The sequence below is a fragment of the Ruegeria sp. S84 genome (genome assembly GCF_056583445.1).
The window spans coordinates 3,039,383-3,063,744 of record NZ_CM152618.1 but is presented as its reverse complement, the minus strand read 5'-3'; the positions used below and the strand labels follow the sequence as shown (position 1 = coordinate 3,063,744).

The window sequence follows — 24,362 nt, the reverse complement described above, 5'->3', positions numbered from 1 at the left end:
CGATCCTCAGCCATATAGGAACGTCAAGGATGGCGCGGACCATCCGGTGTGATCATCCAGTTTGATAGGGTCTTGTCCATTTTCCGCATCCGGTGACGCAACATGTCGCGTGTCATGCGCGCCAATGTGGCGGCGTGTTCAGGATGTTCTGCCACGTTCTCCATCTCACCCTGCCCTTCACCGTCAAACAGCATGGGCGGAAGATCAGCCGCAAACTCAACCAATGTAAACCGGTTGTCGCGCAGGATGCTCAGGCAGCTGTCCTCTAACCCCGTTTCCAGATCGCGTTGCCAGCGGGTTGGGTTCAGCGGATCAGCGAAGTCCAGCTCCGAGAATGAATAGCGGCGCCAGTCAGCCGGGGTTGAGGATTCACTCTGAAGGAAGGGCAACAGCGAATGCCCATTCATGGAATCCGGTATTGTCTGCCCGATCCATTCAAGAATCGTCGGAACGATATCAATCGATTCCGTGGGTGCCTCGACCCGTTTGCCACGGGCTCCATCGGGCAAGCGCACGATCAAGGGTGTATGATAGGCCGCATCGTAAACCGACATCTTACCCCAACTGTGCCGATCCCCCAGCATCTCGCCATGATCTGCGGTGACCACCAGCAATGTGTTGTCGTACTGCCCGGTTTCTTTCAAAAACGAAACCACGCGGCCGATATGATGATCTACCTCCGTGGCAAGACCCAGATAGATCGAACGCAGCGTCTGCACTACCTCGTCCGTAGGTTCAAGGTCCGGGAAGCCTTCAACAAATCCGGCAACCGTGCTGTTGGCCCGTGCCGGAGCGAAAAACGGATGCAACGCCTCTTCGGCCTCGGCGGTTAGTAACCGCGATGGCAATGGTAGCGAGGCAGGGTCATACATTCGGTTATATGGTGCCGGGGCTACCAGCGGTGGATGCGGGCGAATGTAGGTCAGATGTGCAAACCATCCCCGGTCATCATCCGCATAGGCCGGCATGGTTTCCAGAAACCGATCGGTTAGAAAGGCGGTATCGCTATCCTCGGCTGCGTAGAAGGCCGGGTCATTCAGTGCAGGCTGGCCGCCATCGGGTGCGACCGGTTTGAACACGTCAATGTAGTTTTCGAACTCATATCCACGGTTTTTCAGATGAGAACGCCATGGGAATGACATCTCCAACCGCATTTCCAGCATTTCCTGAAAACCGGCCATGTGGAATTCATATGACCTGAGCGCCGGATCTTTTGCATCAAACACGCGCGGGTCCTGTGATGTGTCGGTATATCCAAACAGCATCGGCAGATACCCTGCCTTGCGCATCTCGCTGGCGATGGTCGGTGCATCGTGGCGCAGGGGCGTGCCGTTTCGTACCGACCGGTGGTTCATCGCGTATTGCCCGGTCAGCAATGAGGCGCGCGATGGCCCGCAGGGGTTGGTAACGGAAAAGTGCCGCGTGAAAGAAACACTGTCCTCCATCAACGCGCGCATGTGAGGCAGGTCAACATGGGCCTCCAATGCCCCAAACAAACAATCCGCCCGCATCTGGTCGGTAATGATAAACAGGACGTTGTGTTTGTCTGTCATATCCCGGTGCTCCTGATCGCTGAACCGAATCCTTGGCCCTGCGCGTGTATTCCTGCCAAAACTACGCGGCGGTATTGCCTGCTTTGCCTCGGAATGGCGATACCCACCGCTCAAAAATCCACAAACGAAACCGCCAATCAACCAAAAACGGAATAATTTGGTTGAATAAGTTGTTTTTTGTGGGTTAATGTTGCTGTGCTGTGTGGGGTTTTGTGACGTTGTTGCTTAAAAGATGTTGCGTAATGCAGCATCGCAGAGTGACGATACAACCGGAACACCCATGTGCAATGGCGATCCGTTAGTCATCCAGTTTACCTGTACCATGACGGCGTCTCTGAATACTGCTTAAGGCATTGCAATGAGGGACAAAAACAGATGCTAACCCCACCTAATACCGTTGCAACGCCCGAAGGTACGTCAGATATCGCGATTCACGCCGCCGAAATCGCCAATATCGCTGCGCAGGCTGCGCGCGGGTACTTTCGGGGACGTTTGGGGGTTGAGTTCAAGGCGGACGAAAGCCCGGTCACACAGGCGGACAAGGGTGTCGAGGCCGTGGTGCGACAATATTTGGCTGAGAACTTTCCAGATGACGGTATCTTTGGCGAAGAACAGGGGTTCGAAGGTCAGGATCGGCAGAATGTCTGGATTGTAGATCCCATTGACGGCACCCGATCATTCCTGTCGGGGCATCCGTTGTTTGGGTTCCTGTTGGGATATCTCACGAATGGTGTTCCCCGGTTGGGGGTCATCGGCATGCCTGCCCTGAACGAATTTCTGATCGGCATGAAAGGTCAAGGGGCCACACTGAATGGCAAGCCTGTCTCGGTCAGCGTTACACACCAATTGAGCGACGCAGTTTTTTTCGTCAACGAAGGCGACAAGATTTACCGGGATCATCCGGCCCTGTTTGATCGGTTGATGAATTCGGGACAGACCCGACGCTTCGCCTATGACTGCTACCCGCATGCACTACTTGCGATGGGCCATGTGGATGCGGTCATCGATTATGATCTGCAGCCTTATGACTATCTGCCGGTTTCCGCCGTAGTTGAAGCTGCGGGCGGGATCATGAGCGATTGGGAGGGTAAGCCGCTAGGTCTGAACTCCGACGGCCGAGTCATATCGGCGGCCACGCCGCAACTGCATTCCGAGCTGCTTGATCTGGTGAACGGATAACGGAATGGCGATTGTCAGTTTCCTCATAAGTCTGGCTGGTGCAACGATGCTGCTGCTCTACGCTGTGCGCATGGTGCGCACGGGCATCGAGCGTAGCTATGGTGCATCGTTTCAGCGGGTGATGACGGGGCAGCGCAGCTATGTGCAGGCCTCGATGGTAGGGCTTACAATGGCCGTCGTCTTGCAAAGCTCGGCCGCGGTTGCATTGCTGACCTCCGGATTTGCGGCGGGCGGGATGTTGGCCTTTCCGACCGGGCTCGCGATGGTTCTGGGTGGCGATCTCGGCTCGGCGCTGATCATTCAGGTTCTGTCCTTCAAACTGGATTGGTTGGTGCCGCTACTGCTTGCGGTCGGCGGCTATCTGTTCGTCAAGACAGAGGCCAAGAAACCGCGCCAGTTGGGCCGTATTCTGATGGGTGTCGCATTCATCCTGATCTCACTGCGTTTTCTGCGCGAGGCGATGGACCCGATCCGTGACAGCGCCTTTCTACCCGCCATCGCCGAGTATCTTGCGCGTGATTACATCACAGCGTTCCTGGTCGGTGGAGCGCTGGCCTTTGTCATGCATTCTTCGGTCGCTGCGATCTTGATGTGTGTGACCCTGGTGCAAATCGGGGCGATCCCGTTTGCCGCCGGGCTCTCGCTGGTGTTGGGTGCTAATTTCGGGTCCGCCTTCATCCCGGTTTGGCTGACACGCGGCATGGCCCTGTCTGCAAGGCGCATTCCCTTCGCTAATCTGGCGCTGCGGGGCAGTTGGTCAATTGTCTCGCTGTTTGCTGCCAACCTGGCGCTGCGAACCGGAGTATTGGGCGATCTGCAAGGCGGGCAGATGCTGGTGAATGCACATCTGATTTTCAACGCCTCGCTTCTGGTTCTGGCCCTGCCGTTCTGCGGCATGCTGCGCGCGCCATTCGAAAAACTGCTACCCGATCCGAAAAGTCCTGAAAGCAGCGCGCAGCCCGGGCAACCGATCAGCGCACTTGATCTCGACTCCCTCAGCAGACCCAATCAGGCCCTGTCTAACCTCAAACGCGAGCTTCTGCGGATGAGCGACATGGTTGGCTCGATGTTCCGGCCTGCGCTGGAGCTTTATCGCAGCGGCGACAAGGAGCAGATCCGGGCCATTCGGGACATGGATACTGATGTGAACGATTGCCTTTCTGGTATCCGGCAATATGTGGCGGCTATCCCCGCTGATGCGTTCGGCAAGGAAAATGCCAAGATTGCGCGGGACCTAATGGAATATGCCATTCGCCTGGAAACCGCGGGCGACGTGGTGGCCAAACGCCTGACGGCATTGGCGGATGACATGCGCAAAAAGGGGGCCGCGTTCTCGAAAGAAGGTTGGTCAGAGCTGGTCGAAATGCACGAGGGGATTGTGGCCAACCTGAAACTGGCCTCGAACGTGCTGATCTCGGACGATCTGGAAAGCGCGCGTCTGCTGAGCCTGGAAAAAACCGAAATCAAGCGGGCCGAGCGTGACAGTCGCAAACGCCACCTTAAACGCTTGCAACATGGCAGCGCAGAAAGCTTTGAAACCAGCGACATCCACCTCGAAACGCTGCGCGCCTTTCGCGAATTCAACAGTCACATCGCGGCCGTCGCCTATCCGATCCTATATCGCAACGGGCAGTTGCTTGAAACCCGCCTGATCGAAGAATTCCCACAGATGGAGCAGGACGCTGATACTGAGGTCAAAGGGTGACGGGATCAGTCGAAATCCTGAACGAGACGGGCATTGGGCGTGTGGTTCTGCTGTGTGAACATGCAAGCAACCGCATTCCGGCAGAGTTTGATGATTTGGGATTGTCCGCATCCGCGCGCGTCAGCCATGCCGCTTGGGATCCGGGCGCAATGGCGCTGACACGGGCGCTGTCGACAGCGCTTGATGCTCCGGTCGTGGTCTCGACCGTCTCGCGATTGGTCTATGATTGCAACCGTCCGCCCGAGGCGGCAAGCGCAATGCCCGAGAAATCAGAACTGATCGAAGTGCCGGGCAATGTGGGCCTCGATCAATCGCAACGCGATGCACGTACCCAGGCAGTGTATGCCCCGTTCTGTCAGGCTGTTGCACAGGTTCTGGATGCGCGCGGTCCGGATACAGTCGTTGTGACTATTCACTCCTTCACGCCAGTCTATTTTGGTAAGCCGCGCGCGGTTGAACTTGGACTTCTCCATGACGAGGACAGTCGTCTGGTCGATGCCATGCTGGATCACATGGATCAGATCCCGCATCGCCGCACGGAACGTAATCAGCCCTATGGCCCCGCTGACGGTGTAACGCATTCGCTCCGTCTTCATGCGCTGAGCCGGGGGCTGGCCAATGTGATGATCGAAGTACGCAATGATCTTTTGGGCAATGAAGTACAGGTTGCCAACATGTCCCGGGACATACTGGCGCTGCTTGAACCGGCGCTGAACGATATCACGATCAGGGAGGGCGCATCGTGAGCGCGACACTGACATTTGAGCATTTGAAGGCTGAGGTTTCGTCTGGCGAGATTGATACGGTATTGGTTTGTCTGGTTGACATGCAGGGCCGTTTGATGGGCAAGCGGTTTCATGCGGGTCATTTTGTTGCGGGGGCGTGGGAAGAGACGCATTGCTGCAATTATCTGCTGGCGACGGATCTCGAGATGGGGACGCCGGATGGGTATGCGTCGACCAGTTGGGAGCGGGGCTATGGCGATTATGTGATGAAGCCGGATCTGAGCACGCTGCGCCCTGTACCGTGGCTGGAAGGCACGGCGATGGTGATGTGCGATGTGCTGGATCATCACACGCATGAAGAAGTGCCACACGCGCCGCGCTCGATCCTGAAACGTCAGGTGAACCGGCTGAAGGCGATGGGCTATGACGCGATGTGCGCCACCGAGCTGGAGTTTTTCCTGTTCGAGAAAAGCTTTGATCAGATCCGCAAGGAAGGCTTTCGCGACCTTGAGCCGATCTCGGGGTACAACGAAGACTATCACATCCTTCAGACCACCAAGGAAGAGCATGTGATGCGCCCGATCCGCAACCATCTGTGGGATGCGGGGATACCGGTCGAGAACACGAAAGGTGAGGCCGAGACCGGGCAGGAAGAACTGAACATCAAATACGCGCCTGCGATGGAGACGGCCGAGTATCACTCGATCGCCAAGAACGCGGTGAAAGAGATTGCCTGGCAGCATGGGCATGCCGCGACCTTCCTGCCGAAATGGCATCATGAGAAGGTGGGCAGTTCCAGCCACGTGCATCAGTCGCTCTGGTCCGAGGGGCGGCCGATCTTTTTCGACGAAAAAGATCCGCTCGGCATGTCGGATGTGATGAAAAGCTACATGGCGGGTCTTTTGAAATACGCCGCCGATTACACCTGTTTCATGGCGCCCTACATCAACAGCTACAAGCGGTTCATGAAGGGGACCTTTGCGCCGACGCGGATCATCTGGTCGGTGGACAACCGCACCGCCGGGTTCCGCCTGTGCGGTGACGGCACCAAGGCGGTGCGGGTGGAATGCCGTATCCCGGGCTCGGATATGAACCCCTATCTGGCGATGGCTGGGATGCTGGCGGCGGGGATCGCTGGGATCGAAGAAGGGCTGGAGTTGCAGCCGCCGACCACGGGCGACGTCTATCAGGGAGAGACGGGGATGATCCCGGGCAATCTGCGCGCGGCGCGGGATGCGCTGCATGGCTCGGCGATGTTGCGGGCTGCGATGGGAGATGACGTTGTCGATCACTATGCGCGCGCGGCCGAGGTTGAGATCGAAGAGTTTGAGCGCGTGGTGACCGATTGGGAAATTGCCCGCGGGTTCGAGCGGGCTTGAGAGGGTGAAAGCGAGGGGCCAGCCCCGCCGCCATTGGCGCTCGAACCAATGGCGCACCAATGGCGGCCCCCGAGATATTTATGGCCAGATGAAGCAGGGATCCTGCTCTCTTTAGAGATGGAGTGACTATGGGGCAGATGTTGCAATGTGTCTCGCCGATTGATGGGTCGGTCTATGCCGAACGCGAGGTGTTGTCGCGGGAGGCCGCGTTTGAGGTTGCGGGCCGGGCGCGGGCCGCACAGGCGGCTTGGGCGGCGCGGCCCTTGCGGGAACGCATTGATCTCGTGATGGCGGGTGTGGCTGCTGTCGGCGCGATGAATGAGGAAATCGTGCCCGAGTTGGCGCATATGATGGGTCGCCCGGTGCGCTATGGCGGTGAGTTTGGCGGCTTCAACGAGCGCGCAAGCCATATGGCCGGGATTGCCGAAAGCGCATTGGCTGATATCGCGGTGGGCGAAGATGAGACGTTCAAGCGCTATATCAGGCGCATCCCGCATGGGGTGGTGTTTGTGGTGGCGCCGTGGAACTACCCCTACATGACGGCGATCAACACGGTGGCCCCGGCGCTGATCGCGGGTAATACGGTGATCCTGAAACACGCCACGCAGACCCTGCTGGTGGGCGAGCGTATGGCGCAGGCCTTCCATGCAGCGGGTGTGCCCGAAGACGTGTTCCAGAATGTCTTTCTGAGCCATGACGTGACCAACGATCTGATCGCGGGCAATGCGTTCGACTTCGTGAACTTCACCGGCTCGGTCGGCGGCGGCCAGGCGATGGAGCGCGCGGCGGCGGGCACCTTTACCGGCGTCGGGACTGAGCTGGGCGGCAAGGATCCGGGTTATGTGATGGACGATGCCGATCTGGAGGCGGCGGTTGAGACGCTGATCGACGGGGCAATGTTCAACGCGGGCCAGTGCTGCTGCGGGATCGAGCGGATTTATGTGCATGAAAGCCTGTATGACGACTTCGTCGCCAGGGCGGTGGAGATCGTGAAGGGCTATAAGCTGGGCAATCCGCTGGACGCTGAGACCACCATTGGCCCGATGGCCAATGTGCGCTTTGCCGATGAGGTGCGGGCGCAGATTGCCGAGGCGGTCGAGGCTGGTGCGGTGGCCCATATCGACATCTTCCCCGAGGATGATGGCGGCGCATATCTGACGCCGCAGATCCTGACCAATGTCACCCATGACATGCGGGTGATGCGGGATGAAAGCTTTGGTCCGGTAGTGGGCATTATGAAAGTGTCCACGGATGACGAGGCCATCCGGCTGATGAATGACAGCGCGTTTGGCCTGACAGCGAGCCTCTGGACCAGCGATCTGGACCGTGCTGCGCGGGTGGGCGACCAGATTGAGACGGGCACCGTCTTCATGAACCGCGCCGATTATCTGGATCCCGGCCTGTGTTGGACCGGCTGCAAGAATACCGGGCGCGGCGGCGGTCTCTCGGTCATTGGCTATCACAACCTGACACGTCCCAAATCCTATCACCTGAAAAAGGTCACGGGCTAAGGACGCCGGCCTGCCTCGGAATGACCCCCTCGCCGGGGCAGGCCTTTTGACACGAAGGAAAGCAAACATGTCACTTGTTGGAAACTGGTCTTATCCAACCGCAATCAAATTCGGGGCCGGGCGGATCAATGAATTACCCGAAGCCTGTGCGGCGGCCGGCATGAAGAAGCCGCTGCTGGTCACCGACAAGGGGCTGGCCGACCTGCCGATCACCACCGCGACGCTGGATATCATGGAGACCGCCGGTCTGGGCCGGGGTCTGTTCGCGGATGTGGACCCGAACCCCAATGAACAGAACCTCGAGGCCGGTGTTGCGGCCTATAACGCGGGCGGCCATGACGGGGTGATCGCTTTTGGCGGCGGCTCGGGGCTGGATCTGGGCAAGATGGTCGCCTTCATGTGTGGTCAGACGCGCCCGGTCTGGGACTTTGAGGACATCGGCGATTGGTGGACCCGAGCGGATGCCGATGCCATCGCGCCGATCATCGCCGTGCCCACAACTGCCGGGACCGGGTCCGAAGTGGGGCGCGCCAGCGTCATCACCAATTCTGAAACCCACGCCAAGAAGATCATCTTCCATCCCAAGGTGCTGCCGACCGTGGTGATCTGCGACCCCGAGCTGACGGTGGGCATGCCCAAGTTCATCACCGCAGGCACCGGTCTGGATGCGTTCGCGCATTGTGTCGAGGCGTTCAGCAGCCCGCATTACCACCCGATGTCTCAGGGCATCGCGCTGGAAGGGATGCGGCTGGTCAAGGACTACCTGCCACGTGCCTATGCGGACGGCACCGACATCGAAGCCCGCGCCCAGATGATGAGCGCGGCGGCGATGGGGGCCACCGCCTTCCAGAAAGGCCTGGGCGCCATCCACGCCATGAGCCACCCCGTCGGCGCGGTGTTCAACACCCACCACGGCACCACCAACGCGGTCTGCATGCCCGCCGTGCTCGAGTTCAACGCGCCAGTCATCGCCGACCGCTTCCAGCAAGCCGCCGCCTATCTGGGCATCGACGGCGGCTTCGACGGCTTCCGCAGCTTCGTGCAAGAGTTTAACGACAGCCTCGCCATCCCCCGCAATCTCTCCGACCTCGGCGTCACCAAAGCCGCCATCCCCGAACTGGTCCAAGGCGCTATCATCGACCCCTCATGCGGAGGGAATCCGATCCAACTCAACCAACAAAACATCACTGAGCTGTTTAATACGGCGATCTGACAGTGAGCGCTGAAATCGTTCTCATAATCCTTGCGGCCGCGTTACTGCATGCGATCTGGAACACGGTTGTAAAAACGGCCGCTGACCGAACGGTCACGCTGGGTCTGGTTGCACTGGGGCATGTTATCCCGGGGGCGCTGATGGTGGCGGTTCTGCCGCTGCCGAATGTCGAGAGCCTGCCATATCTGGCAGGTTCGACCGTTGTTCATTTCGGATATTTCTACATGCTGAATCAGGCCTACCGGCATGGTGATCTCAGTGTGGTGTACCCGATCGCGCGCGGTGTGGTTCCTGCGCTGGTCGCTCTTTGGGCCGTGATATTCGCGGGCGAACATCTGCCGACGCAGGCCTGGATTGGGATCGCGGTGATTGCCACCGGCATTCAACTGTCCAGCTGGTCGGTTTTGAGGCAAGGGGTCGGTAGGGCATCGCTTGTTTTCGCATTGGGAACGGGCTGCTTTATTTCCATCTACTCGCTTGTGGATGGCCTGGGCGTGCGGGTGTCAGGCAACATCCTGAGTTATTGGGCCTGGCATTCGGTTCTGCATATCTTTGTTGTGGGCTTTGTCGCGCTACGGCGAGGCGCGCGTGTGCTTGATTTGCCTCTGCGCATCTGGGTGATCGGGATTGCAGGCGGAATGGTGTCGATGACGGCTTACGGCCTAGTGCTTTATGCCAAGAATTTCGCTCCGCTTGGCGTCGTGTCAGCCTTACGCGAAACCTCAGTGATCTTCGCGGCCCTAATCGGATTTCTGTTCCTGGGTGAAGGCAATCCCATGCGACGCCTTCTGGCGGCCGTGATGATGGCCGCTGGCGTGACGCTGATCGCATTGTCGTCATGAACACATGCTGGGATGAGTTGAATGATTCTTGCGAGAGATCTGAAATCCACCTGTCCCGCCGCATGAAACTGCAGGTTTGCTATGCCATGTTGACCGGAAAAGGCAAAAAAACCAAAATTGTCGCAAAAGATTTACATTTATTGTGGATTTTTGCGCGAAAATGTGACCGAGTCTGAAAATGGATGATGATAGCGTAACCATCCCACATCGTGGCCGAGAGCTGCTGGATGTCCTTGCGCGGCTGGGGGGTCAGCGCGCAACACTCAGATCGCCCAGATCATGGACGTCTCTGAGGAAACTGTGCGTCGTTTGGTCAAGGCACTGGCGCGCGCGAACAAGGTTGAGCGTGTGCATGGCGGCACATTTCTGTCTCGGGCGCAGGATACACCGATGTTTTCGGGCGCTCTGGAGTATAATGCCGACGAGAAAACCAACATCGCCAAGCGGGTCTGCGGGTTGCTTGAGGACGAGATGGTGTTGTTCATCACCGTTGGCTCGACCATGACTCATGTGGCCGAGCAACTACGTGAGCTGCGGGGTTTGACCGTCGTTAGCAACTCTTTGTCAGTTGTCGCATCCCTGGCCGATCACAATGGCACGCGCGCCGTTCTGGCAGGGGGCGAAGTAATCCGCTCCGAACGAGGCAGTTTTGGCCGTGCGGCTGAAGAACTGGCGTGTCAGTACAGCTATGACGCGGTGATCTGCGGCGCGGATGCACTGTCGCTGGTCGGAGGCGTATTGGCCTCGAACCCGCTGGAGGCGGATCTGACCCGTGCGCTGCAAGGGAACACGCATCGCATGATCGTTGCAGCGGACCACACCAAATTCGGTGCAAAGGCAGCCAACGTGTCTTGCCCGTTCGACAAAGTGACGGATCTGGTGACCGATATCGCCCCACCCGATGCGTTTGCACCCATTCTCAAGCAAGCTGGGGTCCAAGTGCACATTGCATCGCAAAACGATGTCAAATCCGGGCCGGAAGAAACAGAGCCCCGGAAGCAAAAAAAGAACAAAGAAACCTCCGAAAGCAAAGCGGGCAAATCGGGCTCTCGGAAACGCAAAACGAAATAAACAAAACCTAGGGAGAAAACATGAAAAAGCTTCTTATGTCTGGTGTGGCCTTTGCCACAATCGGGGGCGCGGCCTGGGCCAATTGTCCTGCTGCAACCGTCGCGGATATGCAGGGCGTCGCAGCCGGTGCTTATCCTCAGCAGTTTGATCTGTCCGAGTTTCAATCAGCTGCAAACTGTACGCTCAGCTTTGCAGAAAACCCGGCTATTGGGGATCTGAACGGCATGATCCGTGGCAATGGCGATCTTGCGGCCGTGGCAGATCGTCTGCCGGCTGACCCGTTGGTCATCGTACCCTATGACTCGATAGGTCAGTATGGCGGTGTTCTGGACGCGCTCTCCAACGCCACAGAAAGCGGCACCTCGGACTTCCTTTCGGTGCGTCACGTCAACCTGTTCCGCTATTCCGACGACCTGCAGACCCTGGTGCCCAACGTGGCGAAATCCTGGGAATGGAACGATGACTTCACCGTGCTGACCGTGAATCTGCGTGAAGGCCACAAGTGGTCGGATGGCGCGCCATTTACGGCGGCGGATATCGTCTTCTGGTACGATAACCTGATGATGGACACCAATGTCATCGCTGAAGCGAAGGATTATGCGCTGGCGGGCGGTGAGCCCATGAAGGTCGAAGCGCTGGACGACACCACCGTCCGCTTTACCCTTGCCGCGCCCAAGCCTGGCCTGACCGAGACATTCTCGTTCACCTATGTGCAGCCCTACCAGCCCAAGCATTTCTTTGAAAAGTTCCACCCGGCGCTGGATGACAACGCCGACGCCAACGCGCAGGCGCTTGGTTATGAAAACGGGTACGAGCTGATCAAGGCCTATTATGGCAACTCGGACTGGATGGATACGCCATCTCCGATGCTGACAGCCGGTGACAAACTGGCGGGTCTTCCTTCCGACACCATGCCGACGCTGGAGAGCCATATCCTTGTGAAGGAGAGCACCGAGGGTCGTCACTACGTGGCCAACCCCTATTTCTTCCAGGTTGATACGCGGGGTAACCAGCTTCCCTACATTTCGGAAATGGATGAAACTTACGTTCCGGACGAAGAAGTTCGCACCCTTAAGTTGCTGAATGGCGAGGTCGATTACAAATCGCAGGGTGTTAACCTGACATCCGCTCCGGTGCTGCTCGAAGGTCAGGAGAACGGTAACTACACGGTCGAGGTGAAGCCTTCGATCGGCTATCCGGTTCTGACCTTCAACGTGACCGCAGAAGACGAGGCCAAGCGCGCGATCTTTAACGATATCCGGTTCAGAACTGCGATGTCTGTTGCGATGGATCGCAACCAGCTGAACGAGGTTGTGGCTTTTGGTCTGGGAACACCGACACAGTACATCGGCTTCTCGCCACGTCCCGATTTCATCGACGAAAAATGGTCGAACCATGAGATCGAATTCGACGCAGAGCGCGCCAATGCGCTGCTGGACGAAGTAGGTCTTATCGACAAGGATGGTGATGGCTTCCGCGATTTGCCGAATGGTGATCCGTTTGTTCTGGATTGGCAGTTCTCGACCCAGCCAGCTTCGGCGCAATTGGTGGAACTGATTGCTCAGAACTGGAAAGACGTTGGCGTCAACACCGCGATCAAAGAGGTGACATCCGACGAATTCCGCGCCGCACAAACGGCCAACTCGCTGGATATGGGCCTTTGGCTGAAGAGCCAGCCAGCCGGGTCGATCCTCGGGGACAGCGAGATCTGGGTGCCTCCGTTTGATGGCTATTTCGACGTACGCACAGGTATGCTCTGGGCTGAATACATCAGTTCAAACGGTGAAAACGGTGTTGAGCCGCCGGCTTGGGTCGCGGATCTGAAGACTGCATTGGACACCTATCAGTCCAGTGCACCCGGCTCTGATGCGTCAGTATCCGCCGCGCAGAAGATGGTCGAGATCATGACCGGCGAGCTGCTGTTCCTGGGTACCGTGAATGCTCCTGCCCCGATCTATCACTCGAACAACCTGCAGAACTTTACCGAGTTCAAAACGCAGTCTTACGAGTTCTATCGGACCTATCCTTACCGCCCCGCACAGTGGTGGCTGAGCGAATAAGGTTGAGAAGATAAGAAGGTGGGCGCCCGCGCCCGCCTTCGCGCATCCCGCGGGGACAGATATGTTGCAATTCTGCAGATTTGCCGCCACCCGGGCGGTTATGGCGTTGGTCACTTTGGTCATCGTATCGCTGATTGTTTTTTCACTGATGGAACTGGTGCCCGGTGACTGTGCCGAGCGCTATTTGGCGTATAAAAACACCCAAGGGTCCGCGATCACCGTTGCTGACGTTGCAGCAGAACGCGCCCGACTGGGGTTGGATCAACCATTCCTGACCCGATGGGCCACCTGGTTGTCAGGGGCGTTTCGTGGCGATTTCGGCGAAAGCTGCATCCTGCGGGTGAATATTGCACAGCTGCTGGGCGACAAGTTCTGGCTGTCGCTGTGGATCTGCCTTGGCGCTTTGACGCTGGCTTATGCCATTGCAATCCCTGTGGGCATCATTTCTGCCGCCTCGCGCAGTGCAGTATTGAACAACTCGCTGCGGATCGTCAGCTATCTGGGTCTGGCGATGCCGAACTTCCTGCTGGCCCTGATGGTGATGCTGGTTTCAACCGTTTATTTCGGCGAGACACTGACCGGGCTGTTCTCGCCCGAGTACAAAGAAGCGCCTTGGTCTTGGGGCAAGTTCCTCGATTTGCTGAAACACGCCTGGCTGCCGATCTTCATTCTGGGCTGGTCGGCCACAGCCTTTGCGCTGCAGACCGTGCGCGCGTTGATGTCGGATGAGATCGGGAAGCTATATGTCACCGCTGCTGCCGCGCGGGGCATTTATGGCCGCCGATTGTTATGGCGCTATCCGGCCCGTCATGCGCTGGGGCCGATCGTCAACAGCCTTGGCTTTGACCTGAACCGGATCTTCAACGAACTGCCCATTGTGGCGCTGATCCTGACATTGACTGAAGCCGGTGCACTTTTGCTTGAAGCGTTGGCGCGGTCCAATGATCAGCAACTTGCGGGGGCCATCATCTTTCTGCTGACGGCATCAATCGTAACGTTGAATTTCTTCACCGACATTCTGCTTGCGGTGATCGATCCGCGCGTGCGCAAAAGTATCCTCAGGTGACCAGATGACTGCGACAATCGACAACCAAAAGGCAAAAGAAGCCTATTTCACCGCCTCGCAGCGTCAGTTGATCTGGGCCCGATTCAAGAAACAGCGCGCGGCGATGATTGCGGCCACAGTTCTGGTCGTCCTGATCCTGTCGGGCATCTTTGCTCCGTTCCTGTCGCCTTACGATCCGACCGCCGCAGGGCGTGACAAAGACTATCTGAACGGAGCCCCGCAGATTCCAAAATTCTGCGACAGGAATGGCTGCTCGATCCGCCCGTTCCTGCACGGGGTAACCCGCGAACGCTCGTTGGCGACCAATTTCCGCTGGGTCGAGAAAGTGAACGAGGATGAACGCCGATATATCCAGTTCTTCGTTCGGGGCGACAAATATAAGCTGTTTGGAGTCATTCCCGGTAACATCCACCTGTTTGGTGTCGATCAGGGCTATGTTCACCTGTTCGGAACCGACAGTGCCGGCAAGGATATCTTCAGCCGTACACTGCATGCGGTTTGGACGTCGCTACAGGTCGGAACGCTTGGGGTGATGATTTCGTTCGTGCTGGCGCTCGCGATCGGAGGGGTGGCTGGATATTACGGTGGAATGGTCGACAGTGTGATCCAAATGATCACCGATGCGATCCGTACGGTTCCGGCCATACCTCTGTTCATGGCGATTGCGGCCTTTATCCCGCCGGAATGGTCGGCCGAAACAAGGTTCTTTGTCATCACAGCCATATTGGGATTGGTCGGCTGGCCTACTTTAGCACGGCGAGTTCGCACCCATCTGTTGACCGAACGCAATCAGGAATACGTGCTAGCGGCGAAATTGTGCGGCGCATCGCCGGGCCACATCATCCGGCGTCATCTGCTGCCCAGCTTCACCAGCTACATCATCGTCGATCTGGTGATCTCGTTCCCCTATATGGTCCTCAGCGAAACCGCGCTCAGCTTTATCGGGCTGGGGCTGAAAGATCCGGTCAACTCACTTGGCGTGATGTTGCAGAATGTGACCAAGGCGGATGTTCTGCTGAATTACCAATGGTATTTCATCCCGGTCATCTTCTTTGTCGTTCTCGTGATGTCTTTCGTGTTCGTTGGCGATGGCCTGCGCGATGCGGCTGATCCTTATTCGGAGACCCGCAAATGAGCTTGATCGATGTCGAAAACCTGTCCGTTCAGTTCAAAACCGATGAAGGGTTGATCACGGCGGTTGAGGATGTTTCGTTTTCACTCGCCCCAGGCGAGGTGCTCGGGCTGGTCGGCGAAAGTGGATCGGGAAAATCAGTGACGGCAAAGTCACTGATGAAACTAAATCCACCCAACGCGATCTATGCGCCGGAAAGCCGGATCGATCTGCATCTCGACAGCGGCCCGGTTGATATCATGGCGCTGAAGCGGCCCAGGGACATGGAGATTGTGCGCGGCGGGGCGATCAGTATGATCTTTCAAGAGCCGATGGCCAGCTTTGCCCCCGCGATCACCATCGGCAAGCAGATGGTTGAACAGTTGCTGATCCACACGGATCTCAGCAAAAAGCAGGCCAAAGAACTATCGATCGAAATGCTGGACCGGGTGGGTATCCTTGAACCAGCGGCCCGGTTCAACCAATACGCTTTCGAATTGTCGGGCGGGATGCGTCAGCGGGCGATGATCGCCATGGCGCTTTCGACCAAGCCCAAACTGCTGATCGCGGATGAGCCGACAACGGCGCTGGACGTGACCATTCAGGCTCAGGTTTTGGATCTGATGAAGGATCTGGTGGCCGAGTTCGGCATGGGTATCGTCTTCATCACCCATGACCTAAGCGTCGTCGCCCAAACCGCCGACCGGGTTGCGGTGATGTATCTGGGTCGGATCATGGAAAGCGGACCTGTGCGTGAGGTGATCCGCCATCCGGCACATGCCTATACGCGTGGCCTGCTGAACGCGTTACCCAAACTCGATGATCTGGACGCACCGCTAACCCCGATCCCCGGCGATATCCCCTCACCTCTGGAGCGGCCATCAGGCTGCGTGTTCCATCCACGCAACCCGGAACTCAAACCCGGATCGCGATATGAAACGGAACGCCCACCCTTGACCGAGGTCAGCCCCGGCCATTTCGCAGCCATTTTCCCCGAAGACGTGCCAGGCCAGCCATGACAAATGCTCTGATCAAAACCGAAAACCTGTCAGTCGAATTTCCCCTTGGTGGCGGTTTTTTTAACAAGCGCACGCTGAAGGCGGTCGACAATGTCTCGATCGAAATCCCGCGAGGGGCTTTTGTTGGGGTGGTCGGCGAGTCCGGCTCGGGTAAAACAACACTTGGCCGCGCATTGCTGAATGCGGTTCCAATCACCAGCGGTAGCGCAAGCTATGATGATGGTGAAGAGCAGTTCGATCTGACCAAAATGTCAGCAACCGATCTCAAGTCCTATCGCCGTCGGGCTCAGTTGATTTTTCAGGACCCTTACGCGGCGCTTAGTCCTCGGATGACCGTGCGTGATATCATAGCCGAACCGCTGGATGTGATGGGCCTGACCGCATCGCGTGAGGAAACCGATGCGCGGGTTCGCGAGATTGCGGGCAAATGCCGGTTGAACCTTGAACATCTGCGACGCTATCCGCACGCGTTTTCGGGTGGTCAGCGTCAGCGGATTTCTATCGCGCGGGCGCTGGCCTGCAACCCGCGTTTTGTAGTTGCCGATGAATGCGTGGCGGCGCTGGACGTGTCGATTCAGGCGGATATCCTGAACCTGCTGAAATCCCTTCAGCGAGATATGGGCCTGACCTTCATGTTCATCAGCCACGATCTGTCGGTTGTGGCCCATACCTGCGATTTTGTGGTCGTGATGTATCACGGCAAGATCGTCGAAAGCGCCCCAACGCGCGAACTGTTTGCCGCACCCAAGCAGGACTATACCAAGCGGTTGCTGGATGCGATCCCATCGCTGGACCCCGATCATCGAATGCGTGCCTGATCAGGGCGCGCTGACCTGCGCCTGTCCGGTCTCGGTCAGCACAATCTCGGTCGCGCCATCTGCGCTGCGCTCGCTGGGTGGGACAAGGACATCGATGCCAGGCCGGTCGGGGCCAAAGGTGTTGCTGACCCGGCGGACCGAACTGAGAATGGCCAGCAGCGCCGGAGACGTTGCCGCCACGAAATGAGATGATCCCGCATCGCTGTTGAATGCAGTCGTGTCGATCACGCTGATCGGATATTCGGCCAATGCGTCGACCGAACTGATATTACCCAACCTCTGACTGTCCGCGGTGCCGCGCAGCCGAGCCGACAGGTTCAGAATCTTGTCCTTCTGGGATACCATCACCACAAACGGGTCGGGCGGGCTCTTGATGCTGTTCATCTGGGATCGGAACAGATCCACATCCAGATCAGGTGAGATCAGGATGACCCCCTCAAGATTGCGGCTTGCCCATCCCGGCTCGCGCAGTTCGGCTTGCCGCATCATCTCCATCGATAGGGCGCTGCCCATCGAATGCGCTATCAGTACGACCCGCTTTACGCCCATTGATTTGAGCAATCTAATGGTCTGTTCCAGCCCGTCTCGGGCAAACAGCATACTGTCCAGATCATAGGCGTAACCGGTGCCGCGCGCCTTACTGGGCCAGGAATAAATCAGAATGGTTCCGGGGATACCGATATCATGGCTCAGCTGAGCGGCCCGAAAGGCGGTCTCGGTCTGCGTGGCGTTATACCCGTGAACAAAGATGACCACGTCATCCACGCCACGCAGACGGGACTTCAGATCCTGCGGACCAGAGAACTCGGTAACATCCGCCACGACAAACTGTTTGTTCGGATTCGGGTTCGCGTATGAGAAATTGAGTTCACCCGGCGTATGCGACGGCGGAATCGAGACGGTCATCTCAAGGTAACGAAGTGCCTCGGCACGGTTAGCTCCGTAGCTGCCATCCGGCTCGCGCGCACGGGTAGTGGCGGCAAAGACCGTGGCGGGGGTGCCGACCCTAAGGGCTTCGGGTGTGATCTCTGTGATAGACCGATCCGCACAGGCGGTCAGCACAGACAGCGTCACAATGATGATGAAATAGCGCAGCACGCTCTGCCCCTGTGAAGTTACAGGGCTACGCTACCGTATTCCCGCCCCGCGTCCAGCCTGAGGGCACGACTCATTGGCAAAATCCGGCTGGCACCTGTTACAAAACGTAACGGCTGAGGTCTGTGGATTTTGTCAGCTCGCCAAGATTGTCGTTCACGAAACCTGCATCGACGGTGATCTCAGCCCCTGCCTGATCCGGTGCGGTGAACGAAAGCTCTTCGAACACGCGCTCCATCACCGTGTAAAGCCGCCGCGCACCGATATTCTCGATGCTTTGGTTCACATCCGCCGCAATCCGGGCCAAGGCTGCGATCCCGTCTTCGGTGAAACTGACCGTGACCTCTTCAGTGCCCATCAGGGCAGTATACTGCAGGGTCAGAGCGTTGTCGGTCTCGGTCAGGATGCGTACGAAATCCTCTTCTGTCAGGGCGCGCAGCTCCACGCGTATCGGCAAACGGCCCTGAAGTTCTGGCAGCAGGTCCGAGGGCTTGGCGATGTGAAACGCACCGGATGCGATGAAAAGGATATGGTCGGTTTTCACAGGGCCATGTTTGGTGCTGACAGTGGTGCCCTCAATCAGAGGCAGCAGGTCGCGCTGAACCCCTTCCCGGCTGACATCGCCCCCGCGCGCATCGGATCGGGCGCAGACTTTGTCGATCTCATCCAGAAACACGATGCCGTTCTGTTCGACCGCTTCCAAAGCCACCCGGTTGACGGTTTCATCATCCAGCAACTTGTCGGCCTCTTCTCCAATTAAGGCCTCATAGCTTTCAGCGACAGTCATGCGTTTCTTGACGGTCCGTCCACCGAAGGCTTTGCCGAAGATATCACCCAGATTCATCATCCCCATCTGACCACCCGGCTGGCCCGGAATATCGAACATCGGCATCGGGTTCGTGGTATCGGACAGTTCCAACTCGATTTCGGTATCGTCCAGCTCACCCGCTTTCAGCTTCTTACGGAACATCTCGCGTGTCGCTTCGCGGGCGTCGGTTCCAGCAATCGCCTCGATCACGCGATCCTCGGCGGCCTGATGGGCGCGGGCTTTGACATCCTCGCGCATATACTCGCGGGTTTGCAGGATTGCGGCGTCAGCCAGATCACGCACGATCTGTTCAACGTCCCGACCGACATAGCCGACCTCGGTGAATTTGGTGGCTTCAACCTTGATGAAGGGTGCGCGGGCCAGTTTGGCCAGACGGCGGCTGATCTCGGTCTTGCCAACGCCGGTGGGTCCGATCATCAGAATGTTTTTTGGATAGACCTCATCGCGGATGTCATCTGGCAACTGCTTGCGCCGCCAGCGGTTGCGTAGCGCCACGGCGACGGCGCGTTTCGCGTCTTTCTGCCCGATAATAAAGCGGTCCAGTTCCGAGACAATCTCGCGCGGGGTCAGGTCGGTCATATGCGTTCTATCCGTATGTTTCGCAGCGGAACCTAATCATACGGCGCGAAAACACAAGCCGATCACGAGAAGATCACGGCAACTCACGGGCAGCACACGGAATTTCGTGGTGATGTGAATCGCCAGATGTACAGCGTCTGCGGCATAACCTTTCGCGACGGACTCTGCGTCCGTATGACATTAGGGAGATACCTCATCATGATGACACGTCGTTCGCTTTTTGTGAAAGCTGCAGCTACCGGCGCGGCCTTGTCTCTGGTCGGCACCACCGCTGCCCTGGCCGGTGGAGCAAAAAGAAAGGCACATTTGAAGGCCGCTCGAACCACGTCACTACCGGTTCGGTAAAACTGGTCAAAGATGGCGAGCGTTACATCGTTGAACTGGGCGACGACTTTTCGCTGGACAACGGCCCCGACCCGCGTGTCGCATTTGGTAAGGACGGCACATACGCCCCAGACAGCAAACTGGGCGCGCTGCTGCACCTGACCGGCAAGCAATCCTATGCCGTGCCGCCAACCATGGATGTCTCGGGCTACAACGAAGTTTATATTTGGTGCGAGGTTGCCGGCGTCCCGCTGGGCGTTGCTTCGTTGAAGTAATCACACCCTTCAGGGGTCGGGCTTTCCGGCCTCTGACACGCCGTTAGGTGACAGGGCAACTGTCTGTTACACTCGCCCCAAGATATTGGAACTGGGGGCGTTTTCATGACCAAGATTGCCAAGATCACCCTGCTGTTTGTGGTCTTTGTTGACCTGATCGGACAAGGGCTGGTGTTTCCCATCATCAACTCCCTGATCATGGAAACGAAGTCCGGCTTCTTGCCGGAAAGCACGGCCATGGGCACAAGGCACTTTTATTATGGTCTGGTGATCGGCTGCTTCTTCCTGTCTTGGTTTCTGGGGGTGGTCTATGTCTCGAAAGTTTCAGACTCCATCGGGCGCAAGAATGCTCTTCTGGTCTGTTTGACCGGGGCGCTGGTCGGCTACGCCCTGACCATCGCAGCGCTTTATCTCAACAGCCTGCTTCTGCTGATCATTGGTCGTTCGATCACCGGGTTTACGGCTGGAAATCAGCCCATCGCACAAGCGGCGATGATCGATGGCAGCACCGACGCTGCCGACCGCGACCGCAACATGGGTTATATTGTGACCGGTGTCAGCTTTGGCTTGGTCGGAGGACCGATCATAGGCGCGGTTCTGTCCGATGCAGCCTTATTGGGCAGCGCGGCGACATTGAAAACGCCTTTCTACGGGGCGTTTGTACTGGTCCTGATTGCAATCTTTCTTGTGACCGCGTTCTTTAAGGATACCAGAACCGAGCGTGAACCTTTTGTTTTCCGCCCACGCGACATCACCGACAGTCTTATTGCTGTGCGCGAGCACCCGCTGGTTCTGAAGATCATGCCAGTTTACGCCCTGTTCATGGTCGCCAACGTTACTTTCTATGTATTCGTCGACAACTTCCTGACCAGCGCGTGGGGTTATGGCGTAATAGGGGGCAGCATGGCGATGGTGGTCATTGGCGTTGCGCTGGCCTTTTCCAGCACCTTCCTTGTGAAACCAGCGCAAGAGAGGTTCAGCAAGCACCAGATCATCTACACCTCGTTGGTCACCATGGTGATCTGTGGCTTTGCCTTCGCATTCAGCCCCAGCGGGGTACTGAGCTATATTCCGGTCTTTTTCTTCTACTTCTTCTTCGGCGTTTCTTACCCGACGCTGCTAGGCCTGTTCTCATCCAGCGTTGCCGAAACGGATCAGGGCTGGGTCATGGGCGTGACCACAGCCGTGTTCTGCCTAGCAGGCGGTATCATGTCCCTGATCGGAGGCGGATTGATGAGCATCGACATCCGCGTCCCCTACTACATCGTCATCGTCACTGCCCTGATGGGCCTGATCGGGATGCATATGAGGTGGAAGGGGAAAGAGATCAAAGCGCTATTGGCGTAAAGAACAGCCGATAGAGCGGAAAGGGTCACCTACTCCTGCTCTTCCTCGATTTCTTCTTCGTCAAGTTTGCGCTGGCTTTCCTGTAATGGCGCGCGCTCGATCAGTGCCCAAATTTCCTTTTTGGTCTTCTTTGAAACAGCGCCTCTGGCTTCCAGCTCGATCAATAGCGAGCGTGTCTGATCTTCGGTGCAGCCAATTGTTCTGCTGAGCCGTTCCAGAGTTTTGAACTTGTACTTCGTATCCCTCAACATGGACTCAAGCAGCTTCTTGCGAGGCTCTTTCCATGTCTTGGCGTGCTTCCGGTTCCGATATTCCTCAAGCACAATCGGCCCAACAATGCCGCCAATCAGCCCACCAAATATCGCTGCCAGAACCGCACTCATGACCCGATCGTCTCAACCGTCAGATTGCCGTTGGTATACACGCAGATATCCGCAGCAATTGCCATAGCTTCACGCGCTACATCCTCGGCTGGTTTGTCGCTATCCATCATCGCACGGGCCGCCGCCAGGGCAAAGTTGCCGCCCGACCCGATTGCAGCGACGTTGTGTTCCGGCTCAAGCACGTCCCCTGCCCCAGTGATCACGAGCAGATCCTCGCCGTCGGTCACAATCAGCATCGCCTCGAGCTTCTGAAGATACTTGTCGGTGCGCCAGTCCTTGGCCAGCTCGACCGAAGCACGCGCCAGTTGGCCGGGCGTCGCCTCAAGCTTGGCTTCCAGACGTTCCAGCAGCGTGAACGCATCCGCCGTAGATCCGGCGAATCCGGCGACCACTTCGAACCCGCCCGGTGTCAGGCGACGCACCTTTCGCGCAGTGCCCTTGATCACGGTTTGGCCCAGGCTGACCTGCCCGTCCCCGGCGATGACAACCTGCCCGCCCTTCTTGACGCCAATAATAGTGGTGCCGTGCCATCCGGGAAAATCGCTGTCTGCCATGAATGCCTCCGTTATCCGTGCTGCCATATATGGGCCGGGCACGGGTTCTGCGCAACCGGTTCTAAAACTGCCCAAAAGATATGCAGTAAACGCAAACCGGGGCTGTTGAGTCAGCATTTGTGAGACTCAGCCGCCGGAGTTACATGAGGCTTACAACCGACAACGGGTCGGCTGTTTCTGTTAAAAGGACTAAGCACATGGCAAACGCAATCGCAAAAACCCATGCGCCGCGCGGAGCAGTCACCATCCTGCACGCAGTGGACGCATTCTCTCATGCATTCGAAAACGTTGTCGAATGGTACAAATCATATCAGACACGCAACGAACTGTCGCAACTGAGCGACGAGCAGCTGGAAGACGTCGGGCTGACCCGCGCTGATATCTCCAAGTTCTGATCCAGGATTTGAACACTTATAAGATGAGCCGCTCGATTGAGCGGCTTTTTCTTTTTCAGCTTTCGACGAATTTACCTGCGAGATCAGGCAGATAAGCCTCAACTGCAGCAGTGGCTACGACATGCCGGGTACCCGCCTCGGCATCCTCGACATCCAGTCCCCCTTTGACCGCCCGAACCGAGGCGCGGCCCCGCGGCAGATCCGAGGCGACAAGATCACAATCAACCTTCTCAGGCTGTTGAACGCCAATCGTGACCTCAACGCGCATCTCCTCATGACTGATGCCCAGTTTGGAAAACAGCGTGATGGACGAGTGGTGCAGCGCGTCCTGAACAGCGCGGCGCGCGGCCTTGGTATAGTCCTGACCATACAGGTCGTTGCCGGTCCCCATCTCCAGAATGATGCGTTTTTCCGTCATCGGGCGGGCTCCATATCAAATGAGACAACGATCGCGGCGTTGGCGATCACCGTGCGACCTTCAGAATGGGGTTTGTCGATATCCAAGCCACCATGTGTGACCGTGATGTTGGGCTGGCCGTAGGGGAAAATGGCCTTCAACGCCTGCGAATCCACCCGGTCCGGTTGCTGTACTCCGATTTCCGCGTCGATGATCATGGCCTCTTTCGGGAATCCGAACAATTCCGCCATATTGATCGAGTTATGCCAGAGCGCATCCTTGAGCGCGCGCAGCGCTGCTTCGGTATAGTCTTCGCGCCGAAGCGACGTACCCATACCGAATTCCACCAATACCCGAGTTTTGGGCATGTCGCCTCCTTATTCCTGATGACCCGACAATCTGCACGAGTTCTTGCGAATTGAAAGAACCAGTACAGTGAACTGCATCCGGCCAAACCACGAAACCCGAATGTTTGGTGTGTACCGCAGCAATCGACTAGAATTCTGTCTGTTTAAGCACACGATCTATGAAAGGTTTGATTCCATGACGTATTTTCGGCTCATGTCATCATTGTTGTTGTTTGGACTTCTGGCGCCAAGCGTATCCGCTGAAGTAATAGAAAACAAAGCTAAATTTATGAACCTGATCGTTGATAAGAAGCTGGTTCAGGGCGAAACCTGGGTGACAATTCACAAGGACGGCACGGTTGAGGGCAAAGGCCCGAAAGGTGGCAGTATCAGCGGCACGTGGGAGTGGAAAGACAGGTATTACTGTCGGAGAATCGTGATCGTCGGTGAAGTGATGCCCCGCGACTGTCAGGTGGTTTCAATCGCAGACGACACCGTTACATTTACCCACAAAGACGGCGCGGGAGTATCGGTGAGGTGGACCATCAAGTGAGTCTAAACTCTTGTCTCGCAGTGGCTTTAACA

The 24,362-nt window shown here is 57.3% G+C and carries 25 protein-coding genes; 18 read left to right on the top strand and 7 right to left on the bottom strand.

Annotation, left to right across the window (positions count from 1 at the left end; genetic code table 11):
- Positions 1-23: 23 nt before the first annotated feature.
- Complete coding sequence (locus AC1DFB_RS15415) at positions 24-1,553, bottom strand: sulfatase-like hydrolase/transferase (protein WP_480921612.1); 1,530 nt, start codon at positions 1,551-1,553, stop codon at positions 24-26.
- 375 nt (positions 1,554-1,928) lie between these two features.
- Between AC1DFB_RS15415 and AC1DFB_RS15410 the strand changes: the two genes are divergently transcribed.
- The 13 genes from AC1DFB_RS15410 to AC1DFB_RS15350 all read left to right on the top strand — a co-directional run bounded on the left by AC1DFB_RS15410 (position 1,929) and on the right by AC1DFB_RS15350 (position 17,252).
- Positions 1,929-2,732: an inositol monophosphatase family protein gene (locus AC1DFB_RS15410; protein WP_170626926.1), complete on the top strand. Its 804-nt coding sequence runs from the start codon at positions 1,929-1,931 to the stop codon at positions 2,730-2,732.
- Positions 2,733-2,736: 4 nt separating this feature from the next.
- Positions 2,737-4,437 carry a Na/Pi cotransporter family protein gene (locus AC1DFB_RS15405; protein ID WP_480571597.1) on the top strand — a complete coding sequence of 567 codons (1,701 nt, stop codon included), beginning with the start codon at positions 2,737-2,739 and terminating at the stop codon, positions 4,435-4,437.
- Entirely contained in the window at positions 4,434-5,183 is a 750-nt protein-coding gene (locus AC1DFB_RS15400; RefSeq protein ID WP_480921611.1) for an N-formylglutamate amidohydrolase, read from the top strand. Before AC1DFB_RS15405 ends, AC1DFB_RS15400 begins: the two co-directional genes overlap by 4 nt.
- Entirely contained in the window at positions 5,180-6,541 is a 1,362-nt protein-coding gene (locus AC1DFB_RS15395; RefSeq protein ID WP_480921610.1) for a glutamine synthetase family protein, read from the top strand. Before AC1DFB_RS15400 ends, AC1DFB_RS15395 begins: the two co-directional genes overlap by 4 nt.
- A gap of 128 nt (positions 6,542-6,669) precedes the next feature.
- On the top strand, positions 6,670-8,052 hold the full coding sequence (locus AC1DFB_RS15390; RefSeq protein ID WP_480921609.1) for an aldehyde dehydrogenase family protein: 1,383 nt from the start codon (positions 6,670-6,672) through the stop codon (positions 8,050-8,052).
- A gap of 67 nt (positions 8,053-8,119) precedes the next feature.
- Positions 8,120-9,265: an iron-containing alcohol dehydrogenase gene (locus tag AC1DFB_RS15385; protein WP_480921608.1), complete on the top strand. Its 1,146-nt coding sequence runs from the start codon at positions 8,120-8,122 to the stop codon at positions 9,263-9,265.
- 2 nt (positions 9,266-9,267) lie between these two features.
- Positions 9,268-10,107: an EamA family transporter gene (locus tag AC1DFB_RS15380; RefSeq protein ID WP_170397778.1), complete on the top strand. Its 840-nt coding sequence runs from the start codon at positions 9,268-9,270 to the stop codon at positions 10,105-10,107.
- A gap of 279 nt (positions 10,108-10,386) precedes the next feature.
- Positions 10,387-11,178, top strand: a complete 792-nt coding sequence (locus AC1DFB_RS15375) for a DeoR/GlpR family DNA-binding transcription regulator (RefSeq protein WP_480921607.1) — start codon at positions 10,387-10,389, stop codon at positions 11,176-11,178.
- 20 nt (positions 11,179-11,198) lie between these two features.
- The gene (locus AC1DFB_RS15370; protein ID WP_480921606.1) at positions 11,199-13,238 is read left to right on the top strand and encodes an ABC transporter substrate-binding protein; all 2,040 of its coding nucleotides are present in this window, start codon (positions 11,199-11,201) and stop codon (positions 13,236-13,238) included.
- Between the two features lie 61 nt (positions 13,239-13,299).
- Positions 13,300-14,304: an ABC transporter permease gene (locus AC1DFB_RS15365; RefSeq protein WP_170397787.1), complete on the top strand. Its 1,005-nt coding sequence runs from the start codon at positions 13,300-13,302 to the stop codon at positions 14,302-14,304.
- A gap of 4 nt (positions 14,305-14,308) precedes the next feature.
- A complete protein-coding gene (locus tag AC1DFB_RS15360; RefSeq protein WP_480921605.1) occupies positions 14,309-15,439 on the top strand; it encodes an ABC transporter permease in 1,131 nt (376 codons plus the stop codon).
- Positions 15,436-16,434, top strand: coding sequence for an ABC transporter ATP-binding protein (locus AC1DFB_RS15355; RefSeq protein ID WP_170407909.1), 999 nt, complete (start codon positions 15,436-15,438; stop codon positions 16,432-16,434). Before AC1DFB_RS15360 ends, AC1DFB_RS15355 begins: the two co-directional genes overlap by 4 nt.
- Positions 16,431-17,252 (top strand): ATP-binding cassette domain-containing protein, encoded by an 822-nt coding sequence (locus tag AC1DFB_RS15350; RefSeq protein ID WP_480921604.1) that lies wholly within the window; start codon positions 16,431-16,433, stop codon positions 17,250-17,252. The genes AC1DFB_RS15355 and AC1DFB_RS15350 overlap by 4 nt, the downstream gene beginning before the upstream one ends.
- Here AC1DFB_RS15350 and AC1DFB_RS15345 read toward each other — a convergent pair whose 3' ends face one another.
- Complete coding sequence (locus AC1DFB_RS15345) at positions 17,253-18,350, bottom strand: alpha/beta fold hydrolase (RefSeq protein WP_170407913.1); 1,098 nt, start codon at positions 18,348-18,350, stop codon at positions 17,253-17,255.
- A 97-nt stretch (positions 18,351-18,447) separates the two neighbouring features.
- Positions 18,448-19,755, bottom strand: a complete 1,308-nt coding sequence (hslU, locus tag AC1DFB_RS15340; protein ID WP_170425348.1) for an ATP-dependent protease ATPase subunit HslU — start codon at positions 19,753-19,755, stop codon at positions 18,448-18,450.
- A gap of 198 nt (positions 19,756-19,953) precedes the next feature.
- Here hslU and AC1DFB_RS15335 point away from each other — a divergent pair, with 198 nt between their 5' ends.
- From AC1DFB_RS15335 to AC1DFB_RS15325, 3 genes are all read left to right on the top strand, one after another.
- Entirely contained in the window at positions 19,954-20,100 is a 147-nt protein-coding gene (locus AC1DFB_RS15335; RefSeq protein ID WP_480921603.1) for a hypothetical protein, read from the top strand.
- Between the two features lie 2 nt (positions 20,101-20,102).
- Positions 20,103-20,354, top strand: a complete 252-nt coding sequence (locus tag AC1DFB_RS15330) for a DM13 domain-containing protein (protein ID WP_480922621.1) — start codon at positions 20,103-20,105, stop codon at positions 20,352-20,354.
- 105 nt (positions 20,355-20,459) lie between these two features.
- Positions 20,460-21,701 carry an MFS transporter gene (locus tag AC1DFB_RS15325; protein WP_480921602.1) on the top strand — a complete coding sequence of 414 codons (1,242 nt, stop codon included), beginning with the start codon at positions 20,460-20,462 and terminating at the stop codon, positions 21,699-21,701.
- A gap of 29 nt (positions 21,702-21,730) precedes the next feature.
- Here the strand turns inward: AC1DFB_RS15325 and AC1DFB_RS15320 are convergent, their stop codons facing one another.
- The gene (locus AC1DFB_RS15320; protein WP_170425354.1) at positions 21,731-22,084 is read right to left on the bottom strand and encodes a hypothetical protein; all 354 of its coding nucleotides are present in this window, start codon (positions 22,082-22,084) and stop codon (positions 21,731-21,733) included.
- Entirely contained in the window at positions 22,081-22,638 is a 558-nt protein-coding gene (hslV, locus tag AC1DFB_RS15315; RefSeq protein ID WP_170566574.1) for an ATP-dependent protease subunit HslV, read from the bottom strand. Before hslV ends, AC1DFB_RS15320 begins: the two co-directional genes overlap by 4 nt.
- Before the next feature lie 197 nt (positions 22,639-22,835).
- Here hslV and AC1DFB_RS15310 point away from each other — a divergent pair, with 197 nt between their 5' ends.
- Positions 22,836-23,033 (top strand): DUF1127 domain-containing protein, encoded by a 198-nt coding sequence (locus AC1DFB_RS15310; protein ID WP_170397815.1) that lies wholly within the window; start codon positions 22,836-22,838, stop codon positions 23,031-23,033.
- 55 nt (positions 23,034-23,088) lie between these two features.
- On the opposite strand, the gene AC1DFB_RS15305 is transcribed toward AC1DFB_RS15310, so the two are convergent.
- Both AC1DFB_RS15305 and AC1DFB_RS15300 read right to left on the bottom strand, forming a co-directional pair.
- A complete protein-coding gene (locus tag AC1DFB_RS15305; protein ID WP_170407917.1) occupies positions 23,089-23,451 on the bottom strand; it encodes a Lin0512 family protein in 363 nt (120 codons plus the stop codon).
- Entirely contained in the window at positions 23,448-23,798 is a 351-nt protein-coding gene (locus AC1DFB_RS15300) for a Lin0512 family protein (protein WP_170625360.1), read from the bottom strand. The genes AC1DFB_RS15305 and AC1DFB_RS15300 overlap by 4 nt, the downstream gene beginning before the upstream one ends.
- A gap of 100 nt (positions 23,799-23,898) precedes the next feature.
- Between AC1DFB_RS15300 and AC1DFB_RS15295 the strand changes: the two genes are divergently transcribed.
- The gene (locus tag AC1DFB_RS15295) at positions 23,899-24,330 is read left to right on the top strand and encodes a hypothetical protein (RefSeq protein WP_480572491.1); all 432 of its coding nucleotides are present in this window, start codon (positions 23,899-23,901) and stop codon (positions 24,328-24,330) included.
- Positions 24,331-24,362: the final 32 nt, after the last annotated feature.

Coding starts and splice junctions, on each gene's coding strand:
- AC1DFB_RS15415 (WP_480921612.1), bottom strand. CDS start 1,553: ATGACAGACAAACACAACGTCCTGTTTATCATTACCGACCAGATGCGG.
- AC1DFB_RS15410 (WP_170626926.1), top strand. CDS start 1,929: ATGCTAACCCCACCTAATACCGTTGCAACGCCCGAAGGTACGTCAGAT.
- AC1DFB_RS15390 (WP_480921609.1), top strand. CDS start 6,670: ATGGGGCAGATGTTGCAATGTGTCTCGCCGATTGATGGGTCGGTCTAT.
- AC1DFB_RS15375 (WP_480921607.1), top strand. CDS start 10,387: ATGGACGTCTCTGAGGAAACTGTGCGTCGTTTGGTCAAGGCACTGGCG.
- AC1DFB_RS15325 (WP_480921602.1), top strand. CDS start 20,460: ATGACCAAGATTGCCAAGATCACCCTGCTGTTTGTGGTCTTTGTTGAC.
- AC1DFB_RS15355 (WP_170407909.1), top strand. CDS start 15,436: ATGAGCTTGATCGATGTCGAAAACCTGTCCGTTCAGTTCAAAACCGAT.
- AC1DFB_RS15320 (WP_170425354.1), bottom strand. CDS start 22,084: ATGAGTGCGGTTCTGGCAGCGATATTTGGTGGGCTGATTGGCGGCATT.
- AC1DFB_RS15335 (WP_480921603.1), top strand. CDS start 19,954: ATGATGACACGTCGTTCGCTTTTTGTGAAAGCTGCAGCTACCGGCGCG.
- AC1DFB_RS15370 (WP_480921606.1), top strand. CDS start 11,199: ATGAAAAAGCTTCTTATGTCTGGTGTGGCCTTTGCCACAATCGGGGGC.
- hslV (WP_170566574.1), bottom strand. CDS start 22,638: ATGGCAGACAGCGATTTTCCCGGATGGCACGGCACCACTATTATTGGC.
- AC1DFB_RS15310 (WP_170397815.1), top strand. CDS start 22,836: ATGGCAAACGCAATCGCAAAAACCCATGCGCCGCGCGGAGCAGTCACC.
- AC1DFB_RS15405 (WP_480571597.1), top strand. CDS start 2,737: ATGGCGATTGTCAGTTTCCTCATAAGTCTGGCTGGTGCAACGATGCTG.
- hslU (WP_170425348.1), bottom strand. CDS start 19,755: ATGACCGACCTGACCCCGCGCGAGATTGTCTCGGAACTGGACCGCTTT.
- AC1DFB_RS15385 (WP_480921608.1), top strand. CDS start 8,120: ATGTCACTTGTTGGAAACTGGTCTTATCCAACCGCAATCAAATTCGGG.
- AC1DFB_RS15300 (WP_170625360.1), bottom strand. CDS start 23,798: ATGCCCAAAACTCGGGTATTGGTGGAATTCGGTATGGGTACGTCGCTT.
- AC1DFB_RS15295 (WP_480572491.1), top strand. CDS start 23,899: ATGTTTGGTGTGTACCGCAGCAATCGACTAGAATTCTGTCTGTTTAAG.
- AC1DFB_RS15350 (WP_480921604.1), top strand. CDS start 16,431: ATGACAAATGCTCTGATCAAAACCGAAAACCTGTCAGTCGAATTTCCC.
- AC1DFB_RS15365 (WP_170397787.1), top strand. CDS start 13,300: ATGTTGCAATTCTGCAGATTTGCCGCCACCCGGGCGGTTATGGCGTTG.
- AC1DFB_RS15305 (WP_170407917.1), bottom strand. CDS start 23,451: ATGACGGAAAAACGCATCATTCTGGAGATGGGGACCGGCAACGACCTG.
- AC1DFB_RS15360 (WP_480921605.1), top strand. CDS start 14,309: ATGACTGCGACAATCGACAACCAAAAGGCAAAAGAAGCCTATTTCACC.